Origin of the sequence: Mycobacterium sp. SMC-18 (assembly GCF_045310895.1) — a bacterium.
Classification (GTDB): domain Bacteria; phylum Actinomycetota; class Actinomycetes; order Mycobacteriales; family Mycobacteriaceae; genus Mycobacterium.
In genome coordinates, this window is sequence record NZ_JBJIAL010000032.1 from 1 (window position 1) to 12,111 (window position 12,111).

Below are 12,111 nucleotides of genomic sequence, written 5' to 3' on the forward strand. Positions count from 1 at the left end.
TCGACTACCGGCCTACCCCTGGTTCCCACCCGCCAATTCTACAATTAATCAACTAATTTACGGCGCAGGACACTAGTCGAAGATCACCAGCTCGGTGCGCCCGGCTCCTCCGGCACCCGGAGGACCCGGGCACACCAGCCGACAGCCTGCTCGGCAAAGTCTTGTGCGGTAACGGCTTTCGACTCGCCGAGCAGCCGTTCGTTGATCAGCGTGGCCACCCCGCCCACGCAGAACAAGGCCGCGTCGAAGCTCTCCTGATCGGCATCGCGGTCGGGCTGCAGCAGCGCCAAGATGGCGGCTGCCACCCGGTGCTGCGCGATCCGGATGTGCTCGGAGACCGATTCGATGTGCCGGGCGTCGGTCAGGAAGATCCGGACCGCCAGCGGATCGCTTTCGGCATGCTCGATGAACCCGGCCAGGCCCAGCGTCAGCCGGGTCTGCACGGTCGCCGACTCGGGCGCGCTGCCCCCGGCCAGCATCGCGGCGAAGGGCCCCTCCAACACATCGTCGATGACGGCGCCGATCAGCGCACCGAGACCGGCAAACTGCTCGTAGAAGTAGCGGTCGGTGAGTTTGGCGCGGGCCGAGACCGCACGGACGCTCAGTGCCGACAGTCCGCCCTCGCGCCACAGCGCCTCCGCGGCGTCCAGCAGCAGCCGCCGCCGATCGGCCCGTCGCTCCTCCGCTGACCTGCCGGAGTACCTGCGCTGCGGCGCGGCACCTGATCCGGCGGCCGATCCGTCGTCAGCCATCTGACGCAACCCCTCCCTCCGACTGCCACATGATGTCAAAATCCGAAGAAGGAAGACGGACTCCCGTTTGAAACGCGGTCTTCTGGCAATATTACCGACGAGTAAGGTTCAGGGTTCATCTACATAGTGGGGTGGAACATGGCAGCACAACTCGCCGAGCAGGTCACCGTGGTGGCCGCGGCCGGAACCGAAGGCGGGGGCGCTGCCCTCGACCAGGTGCTCGGGATGTCCGTGGCCACGGGCATCATCACGGCCGGCCTGTTGTGGATCGGCTATCTGCACCGGCAACGCCGCATCACCTGGCTGCAGAACCTGGCGGACAAGGCCGGCCGCAAGATGAACCGGCCCAGCTGGGTGGCGCTGCCCTCGCTGCTGTTCATCTCGACGATCATCTGCGCGATGTTCGGCTTCATCTGGGACGTCAGCCTGCACATCGGCAAGGGCCGCGACGCCGGCCCGCTGGCCAACCCGGCGCACTACTTCATCCTGGTCGGTCTGTTCCTGCTGTTCATCGCCGGCTCGCTGTCGATCATCCTGCCGTACGACAAACCCGGCCCGGCGGCCATCAAGATCACCAAGACCTGGTACGCGCCCGTCGGCGGCGTGCTGATGGCCGGTTGCGGGCTGTACGCGCTCATCGGCTTTCCGCTCGACGACATCTGGCACCGGATCTTCGGTCAGGATGTCACGCTCTGGGGCCCAACACATTTGATGCTCATCGGCGGCGCCGGTCTGTCGCTGGTCGCCACGCTGCTCCTGGAGCGCGAGGGCGATATCGCGATGGGCGCCGACGCCCCGCCCGCCCGCAGCAAGGTGCTGCCGTACCTGGCCTTCGGCGGTCTGGTGATCGGCCTGTCGGTATTCCCGGTCGAATACGACTTCGGCGTCGAACAGTTCCGGCTCGTGCTGCACCCCATGCTGATCGCCGCCGCGGCGGCCATGTCGCTGGTGGCCACGCGACTCACGCTGGGCCGCTACTCCACCTTCGGCGCCATCGCCTTCGCGTTGTTCATCCGCGGACTCGTCGCACTGGCCGTCGGGCCCATCCTGGGCTCGCCCTACAGCTGGTGTGCGCTGTACCTGGGCTCCGCGATCGTCGTCGAATTGATCGGCCTGACCCCGCTCGTCAACCGCCCAATCCTGTTCGGCGCGGTGGCCGGCCTGGGGGTGGGCACCGTCGGCATGTGGCTGGAATCGTTCTGGGTCGACGCCCTGTTCCGCACCCCGTGGCCCAGCAGCATGTGGGGCGAGGCGCTGACGATGTCGACGCCCGTTGCCATCGGCATGGGGATGTGCGGCGCCCTGCTGGCCATCGTCCTGGCGGGCCAGCGCCTGCCCGCGCGGCCGATCGGCATCGGCATCGTGGTCGCCACCGTCCTGGTCATCGGCGCAGCCGTGGCCAATGGCCTGAACGTGACCGTGCCGGAGCACGCCCGCGCGCAGATCACCCTCACCGAGGCACCGAGCCCGGCTGGTCAGCGGCTGGTCAACGCCGACATCCAGGTCACACCGACCAATCTGATCAGTGACGACCCGGAATGGGTCACGCTGATGGCCTGGCAGGGCAAGCTCGAACATGAGCGCGGCCTGGTGGTCGACCACCTGCAGCAGGTGGGCCCCGGCCACTACCGGTCGACCCGCCCGATCCCGGTGTGGGGCACGTGGAAGACGGTGCTGCGCGTGCAGGATGGCCGGACCATGGCGGCGGTTCCGGTCTACCTGCCTGCCGATCCGGGCATCGGCGCGGAGGAGACACCGGCGATCTCGACAACCCGCGACTTCATGGAGGAGATCAAGGTCCTGCAGCGCGAACGCAACCTCGACGTGCCGTCGTGGCTGTACCCGGCGGCCTCGCTGATCGTGCTGGTGTGCTCGCTGATCCTGATCGCGTTGCTGAGTTGGGGTGCCGGACGGATCAATTCGCGCGAACAGTTCAGCGCCACCGAGACCAGGGAACCCGTCGGACAGCCGTGACCTATCTCGCCGATCACTCGCTATTGTTGGCACTGCCGGCGTTCGCTCCCGCTTTCGTCGTGGCCGGGGTCGTGGCCTGGGTGGCCATGAAAGACCGGCGCGCCGGCTCCGACGGTGACGAAACCGATTCGGAGACAACAGGTTCAACCGATGAGGACGGTTCCGCGTGACATTTGTGAAGACCTTCGCCGTGGCCGGCGCTGTTGCCCTGGCGCTCGCGGGCTGCGGTGGCAACGACAAGTCGACCGGCAACTCACCGAGTTCCACCGCAAGTGCCACACCGCAGTTCAGCAACCAGCAGGCCCCGCCGGCGCGCGTCTACGTCGACGTGACCATCGCCGGCGGCACCGCCACGCCACTCAACCAGCAGGTGCAGGCCAAACTCGGCGAGCCGATCATCCTGCGGGTCAACAGTGACGCCGCCGACCAGCTGCATGTGCACTCGAGTCCCGAGCACACCTTCGACATCAAGCCGGCGAAGGATCAGCAGTTCCAGTTCACGGTGAGCGTGCCGGGCAAGGTCGATGTCGAGCTGCACCACCTGGACAAGACGGTCGCCACGATCACGGTGCAGTGACCTCTTCGGTCCTCGCGCACGGGCTGGGCGGATCGACTGATCTGCCCATCCCCGTGACGTACGCCCTGATCGGCGCGGCATGGGCGTTGACCTTCACCTTCGCGGTGGTGGCACTGGCGTGGCGCAAGCCGCGGTTCGATCCGCAGACGCCGGGACGCCCGTTGCCGCGCTGGGTGACGACGGCCGTCGACGCGCCCGCCACGCGCTGGACGGTCGGGCTGCTGGCTCTGGCGTTCGCGGTGTGGGTCGCGGTGGCGTCCATCGTCGCGCCTGCCGAATCCGGCAACCCGCTGCCGGGCGTGTTCTACGTACTGCTGTGGGTCGGAATCGTCGCGCTGTCAGTGCTTTTGGGCCCAGTGTGGCGGGTGTTGTCGCCGGTGCGGACCATCGCCCGACTGCTGCGGCTGAGCCGGGACGCGTATCCCGCGCGGCTCGGCTATTGGCCGGCGGCGGCCGGGCTCTTCGCGTTCGTCTGGCTCGAGCTGGCCAGCCCTGACCCGGGTTCGGTTGGCGCCGTGCGTATCTGGCTGCTGGTCTATCTCTGTGTGACGCTGACCGGGGCGGTCGTGTGCGGCACCCGGTGGTGCTCGCATGCCGACCCGTTCGAGGTGTACAGCGTGGTGGCGTCACGGTGTGCGCCGGTGCGGCGCAACGCCGATGGGCAGATCGCCATCGGCAATCCGTTCAATCACCTACCCACACTGCCGGTCCGGCCGGCCACGGTGACGGTGCTCGCGGTGCTGCTGGGCTCGACGGCCTTCGACAGTTTCTCGGCGACGCCGACATGGCGGGGGTTCGTCGAAGCGCACGCGCACGGCGGCTGGCAGGTCACCGCGATGAAAACCCTTGGGCTGGCGGTGTTTGTCACGACGGTCGCGCTGTCGTTCAGCCTCGCTGCCCGCGCCACCGGCGGCGTGGACCGCGCGCGGCGCCGGGAGCTGCCCGGTTTGATGGCGCACTCCCTCATCCCGATCGTCATCGGCTACGTGTTCGCGCATTACCTGACCTATCTCGTCGAGAAGGGTCAGCAGACCGTCTTCCAGCTCCTGGGCCTGCACGATGCGCAGGTGTATTACGTGCTGTCCATGCACCCGTCGGTGCTGGCCACGACGAAGGTGTTGTTCGTGGTGGCGGGGCACATCGCGGGCGTCGTCGCCGCACACGACTGCGCGCTGCGCGTACTGCCCAAGCGCCATCAGCTCACCGGGCAGCTCGCGATGATGCTGGTGATGGTCGGCTACACGTTCACGGGGCTGTACCTGCTCTTCGGCGGTTGACGCCTGAAACCTTGACATCGCCGGGGCGCGGCACAAAACTGAGGACACACGTCATCAGATGGAGGTGGCATGACAGCCACAGTGCCCGCGGAACCCACGCTCAAGCAGTTGCACGGCCGCGCCTTCGCGTCGCTGTACGACGAAATGGACTACCAGGTCGCACGCATCGACGGCACCCTGCCACCCGAGCTGACCGGCACGCTGTTCCGCATCGGCCCCGGCAAGTTCGAGGTCGGCGACACCGTGCTCAAGACCATGTTCGACGCCGACGGCATGGTGTCCCGTTTCGTCCTCGACGGGAAGTCCGTGCGTTTCACCAACCGCTATGTGCGCACCAAGCAGTACCGCAGCGGCGATGTGATGAGCCAGCGCGGCATCACCACCAACGCCCCGACCCTGCGCGGCAACCTGCTGCCGCCGGCCAACACCGGCAACACCAACATGGCCACGATCTGCGGCGAACTCCTGGCCATGTGGGAGGGCGGCCCGCCGTACCAGATCGATCCGGACTCACTGGACACGTTGGGCTACAAGCGCTTCGACGGTGACCGCCTCGGCTATCTCGGCTCCTTCTCCGCCCACCCGAAATGGGATCCGCACACCGGCGACGTCTACAACTTCGGCCTCGACCTGCTGCCCACGCCGCGACTGCGGTGCTTCAAGGTGGACCGCGCCGGCCGGAGCCACCAGATCAGCTCACTGAAGTTGTGGGACATGGTGTGGAACCACGACTTCGCCCTCACCGAGAACCACATGGTGTTCGTGCTGGATCCGTTGCGCCCCAACATTCCGACGCTGCTGCGAACCCGATCGCTCGCGAAGGCCCTCGAATACCAGACCCGCAACGGCTCGACGCGGTTCGCCCTGGTGCCGCGGGACGGGTCCAAGCCCCGCATCATCGAGCACGAGGCACTGACGCACATCCACGTCACCAACGCCTTCGAGGACGGCTCCGACACCGTCGTGGAGTTCTTCCGGTTCGAGGACTCGGACATCTTCGGCAAGCTCGGTAAGGCGTGGCAGGACCCGGCCGATCCGACCGATCCCCGTGCGCACCTGACCATCGATGAGTGGCCCCGCGGACACCTCTCGCGCTTCCGCATCAGCAAGTCGGGACGAATCAGCGAGACGGTGCTATCAGCAACGGCGCCAATGGAATTCCCGCAGTACGACTGGCGCCGTTCGACGCTGCAGCACAACGTCACCTACGCCTGCAAGGCCACCGAGGACGTGGGCCACTACAACGCGGTGACGCGCATCGACCACCGAACCGGCGTACAGACCACGTTCGATTTCGGTCTGGCCCAGACGGGTGAACCGTTGTTCGTACCCCGCTCCCGCACGGCCGCCGAGGACGACGGTTGGCTGCTGGTGCTCAATCACGATCTGCGGAGCCATCGTTCGCAACTCGTGATCTTCGATGCCCGCACCATCGAGGACGGGCCGCTGGCCACTGCGCATTTGGAGCACCACTTGCCGATCGGGTTCCACGGCACATTCAGCCGGCGTATCGCGGGCTGAACACCCGCTTTCGGCACCGGGCGACGGCACACCTGGCGCGCACTGTCCGCGGCGCGCCCAATCATTCTGTCGGACTGTCTGTTTCGCCGCCGTCGTCGCCTCCGCCCTCGGGCGGGTAGAGGGTGGGGTGCCAGTAGTGGTTGGTGCGGGGTTGGCCGACGTCGAGCAGTGGTGGTGGGGTCCAGTGGGCGCGGCCGTTGGCCATGGTGGTGTGCCAGCCGCCGGTGTCGGCGAGGCGGTTGTCGCAGCCGCACGCGAGGGCAAGGGTGGTGATGTTGGTCAGGCCGCCGACGCACCAGTCGGCGTCAACATGGTGGGCTTGGCAGCGCGAGGCCGGCGCGGTGCAGTTGGGTTTGGTGCAGCCGCGATCCCGGGCGAACAGCGCGAAGCGTTGAGCGACGGTGGCGGTGCGACGTGCTCGGCCCAGGTACAGCAGCTGTTCACTGTGCTGGTCGAACACCGCCAGGTAGTGGTCGGCACCATTGGTGGCGGCCATCTGCAGCAGATCCTTGATGGGCAGCTTGCTGCCGGTGTGGGTGAGTGCGACCCCGGTACGCTGCTCCAGTTCGGTGACGGTGCAGGTGGCCACGATGCTGACCGGGACGCCGTTGTGCTCACCGAGCGTTCCGGAGGACAGCAGCATCCGGAATAGCGTTGTGCAGGCGTCGTGGCGGCGCTGGGCCGGGCTGCGGGTGTCGGAGGCGATTTGCTCCGCTGACGGGGTTCCGGAGATACAGGGCTGCGGGTCAGCCGGATTGCACATGCCGGGGGCGGCGTACTTGTCCAGCAGGGCGTCGAGGTAGGCCCGCGCTTCCGGGGTCAGGGTGCCCTGCAGATCCGACATCCCGTCAGGCCGTTGTTTGGACACGGTGACACCGCGCTTGCGGGCGCGTTCGGCATCATCAGGGAGCGGTCCGTCCTGATCGAGCAGGTAGAGCAGCGCGTCGGCGGCGGCCCGCAGTTCTTCGGGGGTTTGGTGCCGCGCCCCGGCAACCAGGGACTGTTCGAACTGCCTGATGGTGGCGGGGTCGACCCAGCCGGGGAGTTTGTTGATGAACCCCGTGATCACTTTCACGTGCTCGGAGTTGATCACGCCTTCGGCCTGGGCCGCGGCGACGAACTCGAACAGCGGCGGCAGCGGCTCTCCGGTCAACCCGGTGCGCGGCGCCACATGCGCGGCGTCGCGGACGCGACGATGGGCTTCGGTGGTATCCACGCGTAACCGGATGCGCAGCACCTCAGCCCAGTTCTTCGCCCCCAACTCCCGGGCCGCGACCTGAGACTGCGCGGCAGCCAGGATCCGGTTATCGACGGCTTCGGCCGCGCATTTGAGGGTTTCGCGGCGGGACTTCAACGCCAACAATGTCGCCACATCCAGACCGCTGTAATCCAGGGATGCGAGCCGCGCGTGCGCAGCTTCGTAGGCGGCGTACGCCTCCTCGACAGCGGCTGGATCACTCAATCCCATACTCGAACACTAGTTCGAACCACCGACAAGAAGCCGCCGGAAATGTGACGCTAGTTATCTACCGTGACCAGCGCAATCAAAGTGACCAAAGTTTTTAGCAGAGACTGCTAGAACAGCATGAACTGGTCGCCGGCCGGGGTCCGGTCGACGAATTCCTCGACATCCGAGCCGCCGACCACATGGCCGAGCAGCGTCATGAATTCGGCGTCGGAGACGAGCGGCACGCCGAGCTCGCGAGCCTGATAGCCCTTGCCCTGCACGGGCGCCGGCTCGTTGCAGATGACGAGCGAGGTCTGGGCGTCGACGCTGTCGGAGTAGGACAGCCCGACGTGCACGATGCGCTCGATGATCTCTTCGTGCGTGCGGACCATCTCGGCCGACAGCGCCACCCGCATGCCCTGCACCAAGGGCTGTCCCGGTACGAACCGGCCCGGGTTGGCGTAATCACATGGCAGCCGGGACGCCAGCACCTTCAGCGGCCGGAGTTCGTCATGCGTGATGGCGCCACTGGGCCAGCGCTTGCGACCCACATTCCGAATGGGCAGCCAGCGCCGGTGCTCACGCGCCGCGGCCAGCGCCGGTTTGAGGATTTGGGCCAGCACCATGGCGTCGTCGAGGGCGTCGTGCGGGCGAATCTGCGTCGCGCCGTAGTGCGTCGCGAGCGTCTCGAGGCGCAGGTTTTCGGTGCCCAGGTTGAGCCGGCGGGTCAGCTCGACGGTGCACATGACGCTGTCGACGGGCAGCACCGCGCCGACGCGCTCGCACTCGGCGGCCAGGAAGGCGTAGTCGAAACCGGCGTTGTGGGCGACCAGCGTGCGCCCGGACAGCACGGCAGCGAGGTCACCGACGACCTCACCGAACGTCGGCTGTCCCGCCAGCATCTCGGAGGTCAGGCCGTGCACGTGCGTGGGGCCGGGATCGACGCCCGGATTGAGCAGACTGCTGAACGAATGCTCGACGTTGCCGTCGCCGCCGAGGGCCAGCGCCGCGACGCTGATGACGCGGGCATGGCCGGGATCGAAACCTGACGTCTCGACGTCGACGACGGCCCAACCCGCACCGGCATCGGTGGCCGGTCGGCCCCAGCCGAGGTTGGTTTCGCCCACGTGGCAAGGATGGCACGGACCCCTGACAAGATTCGGCGGGCACCACAGCGTGTCGCCGTCCGAATCAGGCGATGACCGCCCTCGACGAGGTGCTCGACGCTATCGTCACGGGCATGACCACGATCGCCCCCGACGCCCCCGTCCTCGTCACCGGCGCCAGCGGGTATATCGGCAGCTGGATCGTCCGCTACCTCCTCGAAGCCGGGCATACCGTGCACGGCACGGTGCGCAACCCGCAGAAGCCGACAGGCCTCGAGCACCTGCACAAGCTGTCGGCCGACCATCCCGGCAAGCTCACGCTCTTCAAGGCGGATCTGCTCGACATCGGCAGCTTCGACGAGGCGATGGCCGGCTGCGAGCTCGTCATGCACACCGCGTCACCGTTCCTGCTGCAGGGCGTCACCGACGCGCAGGAGTCGCTCGTGCGCCCCGCGCTGGAAGGCACCCGCAACGTGCTGGATTCGGTCAACCGCACCGAGAGCGTCAAGCGCGTGGTGCTGACCAGCAGCGTGGTGGCGATCTACGGTGACGCCCGCGAATCCCGCGACGTCCCCGGCGGCGTCTTCACCGAGGACCAGTGGAACACCACCAGCAGTGTCGACCACCAGCCGTACTCGTATTCCAAGACCGTGGCCGAGCAGGAGGCCTGGAAGTACCAGAAGGCGCAGAACCGCTGGGATCTGGTCACCATCCACCCCGGCCTGGTGCTCGGGCCCTCCCTGACCAGCGCCAGCGACTCGGCCAGCCTGGCCACCATGAAGCAGTTCGCCGACGGCACCATGCTGACCGGCGCACCGGAGCTGACCTCTGGCGTCGTGGACGTCCGCGATGTCGCCGACGCCCACGTGCGCGCCGGCTTCACCCCCGAGGCGCACGACCGCTACCTCGTCAACGCCGCGTCGCTGAGCCTGCTCGAGATCGGCCAGATCCTGCGCGGCGAGTTCGGCGTGCTGTATCCGTTCCCGTGGCTCAACGTGCCCAAGGTCGCCGTGAAGGCTGTCGCGCCGGTGCTCGGGCTGACGCGCGAGTTCGTGGACACCAACGTGGGATACCCGCTGGTCTTCGACGCCAGCCGCAGCCAGAGCGAACTGGGATTGGTGTACCGGCCCATCGAGCAAACGGTCATCGACCACTTCCAGCAGATGCTCGACGACGGCATCGTGCGCAAGCGGCCGAGCATCCGACTGCCGTAAGTGGGCACCCTCACACGTGTCGTCACATCCGGGGCTGCCCTCTTAGACTTCCGGGGATGATCACCGCACGAGGACGTGTCGCGCTGGGCGCGGGCGCCGCCGCCCGTTGGGCGTCACGCGTGACGGGCCGCGGTGCCGGCGCCATGATCGGCGGGCTCGTCGCGATGAAGCTGGACCCGTCGATCCTGGGGCAGCTCGGTTCCGGGCGGCGGTCCGTCGTTGTCACCGGCACCAACGGCAAGTCCACGACGACGCGGATGACGGCCGCGGCGCTGGCGACCATCGGGCCGGTGGCCTCCAACAGCGAGGGCGCCAACATGGACGCGGGCCTCATCGCCGCGTTGGCTGGTTCCCGTAAGGCGACACTGGCCGCCCTCGAAGTCGACGAGATGCACGTACCGCACGTTTCCGACGCGGTCGACCCGTCGGTGATCGTGTTGCTCAACCTGTCCCGTGACCAGCTGGACCGGGTCGGCGAGATCAACCACATCGAACGGACGTTGCGCGCCGGGTTGGCCCGGCACCCGTCGGCTGTGGTGGTGGCCAACTGTGACGACGTGCTGGTGACATCGGCGGCGTACGACAGTCCCAACGTGGTGTGGGTGGCCGCCGGCGGCGGTTGGTCGGGCGACTCGGTGAGCTGTCCGCGCAGCGGTGAGGTGATCGTCCGGGAGAACGGGCACTGGTATTCGACCGGTTGCGATTTTTCCCGGCCGGCTCCGCAGTGGTGGTACGACGAGACGAACATCTATGGGCCCGAAGGCTTTACCGCACCCATGACGCTGGCCCTGCCCGGCACGGTGAACCGCGGCAACGCGACGCAGGCAGTCGCCGCGGCGGTGGCGCTGGGCGCGTCGCCCGCCGCGGCGGTGGCGGCGGTGTCGACGGTCGACGAGGTCGCCGGCCGCTACCGGACCCTGCAGGTCGGCGAGCACACCGTGCGCATGCTGCTGGCCAAGAACCCCGCCGGCTGGCAGGAGGCGCTGTCGATGGTCTCCAGTGACGTTGCCGGAGCGGTCATTTCGGTGAACGGCCAGGTGCCCGACGGCGAAGACCTGTCCTGGCTGTGGGACGTGAACTTCGAGCACTTCGTCGACTTCCCGGCGCCCATCGTGTCGGCCGGCGAACGCGGCACCGATCTTGCGGTGCGCCTGGGTTACGCGGGCGTCGACCACACGCTGGTGCACGACACGCTGGCCGCCATCAAGTCCTGCCCGCCCGGGCACGTCGAGGTCATCGCGAACTACACGGCGTTCCTGCAGCTGAGCCGGGAGCTGGCATGAGCACGCCCGTACGCATCGGTCTGGTGCTGCCCGACGTCATGGGCACCTACGGCGACGGTGGCAACGCCGTCGTCCTGCGACAGCGCTTGCAGATCAGGGGAATTGATGCCGAGATCGTCGAGATCACCCTGAACGACCCGGTGCCCGATTCGATGGACCTCTACACCCTCGGCGGCGCCGAGGACTACGCCCAGCGACTCGCCACCCGGCACCTGCTGCAGTACCCGGGCCTGCAACGCGCCGCCGAACGCGGCGCTCCCGTGCTGGCCATCTGCGCCGCCATCCAGGTCCTCGGGCACTGGTACGAGACCTCGTCGGGCGAGCGCGTCGACGGCGTCGGACTGCTCGACGTCACGACCTCACCCCAGCCCGAGCGCACCATCGGCGAAGTGACGTCGGTTCCGGTGATCGCGGGCCTGACCCAGAAGCTGACGGGCTTCGAAAACCACCGCGGCGGAACCGATCTGGGCCCTCTGGCCCAGCCGCTGGCACGCGTCGAGAAGGGCGCCGGCAATCGCGCCGGCTCCGGCTACGACGGTGTCGTGCAGGGCAGCGTCGTAGCGACCTATCTGCACGGCCCGTGCCTGGCCCGCAACCCCGAGCTGGCCGACTACCTGCTGGCTCAGGTCGTCGGCGACCTGCCGCCCCTGGACCTGCCCGAGGTCGACCTGCTCCGCCGCGAGCGCCTCGCCGCACCGCGCCGGGCTTGACGCCGGCGAAAGCGCTTGAGCCCGTTGCTGTGAACTGACTGTCAACGCGCACGTGCGCGGTTTCACCATTCGACAACCGGGTAGATACGAGCCACCACTGCCCAGCTCGAGAGGTGTGCTCATGTTCGACTTCTTCTGCCCCCAGTGTGGCGACTTCACCTTCGACACGGTCATCTGCCTCCACTGCGACAGTTCGACAGCACAGGAGCACGCCGAGGTAGCGTGAAAGACATTGCTGTAGTGCATATTT

11 protein-coding genes are annotated in these 12,111 nt (G+C 67.5%); 8 read left to right on the forward strand and 3 right to left on the reverse strand.

The window, feature by feature from the left end:
• Nucleotides 1-83 precede the first annotated feature (83 nt).
• Nucleotides 84-752, reverse strand: a complete 669-nt coding sequence (locus ACJH6J_RS22360) for a TetR/AcrR family transcriptional regulator (protein WP_226519950.1) — start codon at nucleotides 750-752, stop codon at nucleotides 84-86.
• A gap of 138 nt (nucleotides 753-890) precedes the next feature.
• On the opposite strand from ACJH6J_RS22360, the gene ACJH6J_RS22365 reads away from it, so the two are divergent.
• The 5 genes from ACJH6J_RS22365 (at nucleotide 891) to ACJH6J_RS22385 (ending at nucleotide 6,101) form a co-directional block, all read left to right on the forward strand.
• On the forward strand, nucleotides 891-2,726 hold the full coding sequence (locus ACJH6J_RS22365) for a hypothetical protein (protein WP_406804539.1): 1,836 nt from the start codon (nucleotides 891-893) through the stop codon (nucleotides 2,724-2,726).
• Nucleotides 2,723-2,896 (forward strand): hypothetical protein, encoded by a 174-nt coding sequence (locus ACJH6J_RS22370; protein ID WP_212807367.1) that lies wholly within the window; start codon nucleotides 2,723-2,725, stop codon nucleotides 2,894-2,896. The genes ACJH6J_RS22365 and ACJH6J_RS22370 overlap by 4 nt, the downstream gene beginning before the upstream one ends.
• On the forward strand, nucleotides 2,893-3,303 hold the full coding sequence (locus ACJH6J_RS22375) for a hypothetical protein (protein ID WP_212807368.1): 411 nt from the start codon (nucleotides 2,893-2,895) through the stop codon (nucleotides 3,301-3,303). Before ACJH6J_RS22370 ends, ACJH6J_RS22375 begins: the two co-directional genes overlap by 4 nt.
• Nucleotides 3,300-4,580 carry a hypothetical protein gene (locus tag ACJH6J_RS22380; RefSeq protein WP_212807369.1) on the forward strand — a complete coding sequence of 427 codons (1,281 nt, stop codon included), beginning with the start codon at nucleotides 3,300-3,302 and terminating at the stop codon, nucleotides 4,578-4,580. Before ACJH6J_RS22375 ends, ACJH6J_RS22380 begins: the two co-directional genes overlap by 4 nt.
• Before the next feature lie 69 nt (nucleotides 4,581-4,649).
• Nucleotides 4,650-6,101, forward strand: coding sequence for a carotenoid oxygenase family protein (locus ACJH6J_RS22385; protein ID WP_244872743.1), 1,452 nt, complete (start codon nucleotides 4,650-4,652; stop codon nucleotides 6,099-6,101).
• Nucleotides 6,102-6,162: 61 nt separating this feature from the next.
• Here ACJH6J_RS22385 and ACJH6J_RS22390 read toward each other — a convergent pair whose 3' ends face one another.
• Together ACJH6J_RS22390 and ACJH6J_RS22395 are read right to left on the reverse strand one after the other, a co-directional pair.
• Nucleotides 6,163-7,569 (reverse strand): DUF222 domain-containing protein, encoded by a 1,407-nt coding sequence (locus tag ACJH6J_RS22390; protein ID WP_346415846.1) that lies wholly within the window; start codon nucleotides 7,567-7,569, stop codon nucleotides 6,163-6,165.
• Between the two features lie 107 nt (nucleotides 7,570-7,676).
• On the reverse strand, nucleotides 7,677-8,675 hold the full coding sequence (locus tag ACJH6J_RS22395; protein WP_346415847.1) for a DEDDh family exonuclease: 999 nt from the start codon (nucleotides 8,673-8,675) through the stop codon (nucleotides 7,677-7,679).
• Nucleotides 8,676-8,746: 71 nt separating this feature from the next.
• On the opposite strand from ACJH6J_RS22395, the gene ACJH6J_RS22400 reads away from it, so the two are divergent.
• Genes ACJH6J_RS22400 through ACJH6J_RS22410 form a run of 3 tightly spaced genes read left to right on the forward strand, consistent with a single transcriptional unit; the run spans nucleotide 8,747 to nucleotide 11,861 of the window.
• Complete coding sequence (locus ACJH6J_RS22400; RefSeq protein WP_406804540.1) at nucleotides 8,747-9,868, forward strand: SDR family oxidoreductase; 1,122 nt, start codon at nucleotides 8,747-8,749, stop codon at nucleotides 9,866-9,868.
• Nucleotides 9,869-9,924: 56 nt separating this feature from the next.
• Nucleotides 9,925-11,151, forward strand: a complete 1,227-nt coding sequence (locus tag ACJH6J_RS22405) for a Mur ligase family protein (RefSeq protein ID WP_133428442.1) — start codon at nucleotides 9,925-9,927, stop codon at nucleotides 11,149-11,151.
• Nucleotides 11,148-11,861, forward strand: coding sequence for a type 1 glutamine amidotransferase (locus ACJH6J_RS22410; RefSeq protein ID WP_064860307.1), 714 nt, complete (start codon nucleotides 11,148-11,150; stop codon nucleotides 11,859-11,861). Before ACJH6J_RS22405 ends, ACJH6J_RS22410 begins: the two co-directional genes overlap by 4 nt.
• Nucleotides 11,862-12,111: the final 250 nt, after the last annotated feature.

Coding starts and splice junctions, on each gene's coding strand:
- ACJH6J_RS22390 (WP_346415846.1), bottom strand. CDS start 7,569: ATGGGATTGAGTGATCCAGCCGCTGTCGAGGAGGCGTACGCCGCCTAC.
- ACJH6J_RS22400 (WP_406804540.1), top strand. CDS start 8,747: ATGACCGCCCTCGACGAGGTGCTCGACGCTATCGTCACGGGCATGACC.
- ACJH6J_RS22365 (WP_406804539.1), top strand. CDS start 891: ATGGCAGCACAACTCGCCGAGCAGGTCACCGTGGTGGCCGCGGCCGGA.
- ACJH6J_RS22385 (WP_244872743.1), top strand. CDS start 4,650: ATGACAGCCACAGTGCCCGCGGAACCCACGCTCAAGCAGTTGCACGGC.
- ACJH6J_RS22360 (WP_226519950.1), bottom strand. CDS start 752: ATGGCTGACGACGGATCGGCCGCCGGATCAGGTGCCGCGCCGCAGCGC.
- ACJH6J_RS22410 (WP_064860307.1), top strand. CDS start 11,148: ATGAGCACGCCCGTACGCATCGGTCTGGTGCTGCCCGACGTCATGGGC.
- ACJH6J_RS22405 (WP_133428442.1), top strand. CDS start 9,925: ATGATCACCGCACGAGGACGTGTCGCGCTGGGCGCGGGCGCCGCCGCC.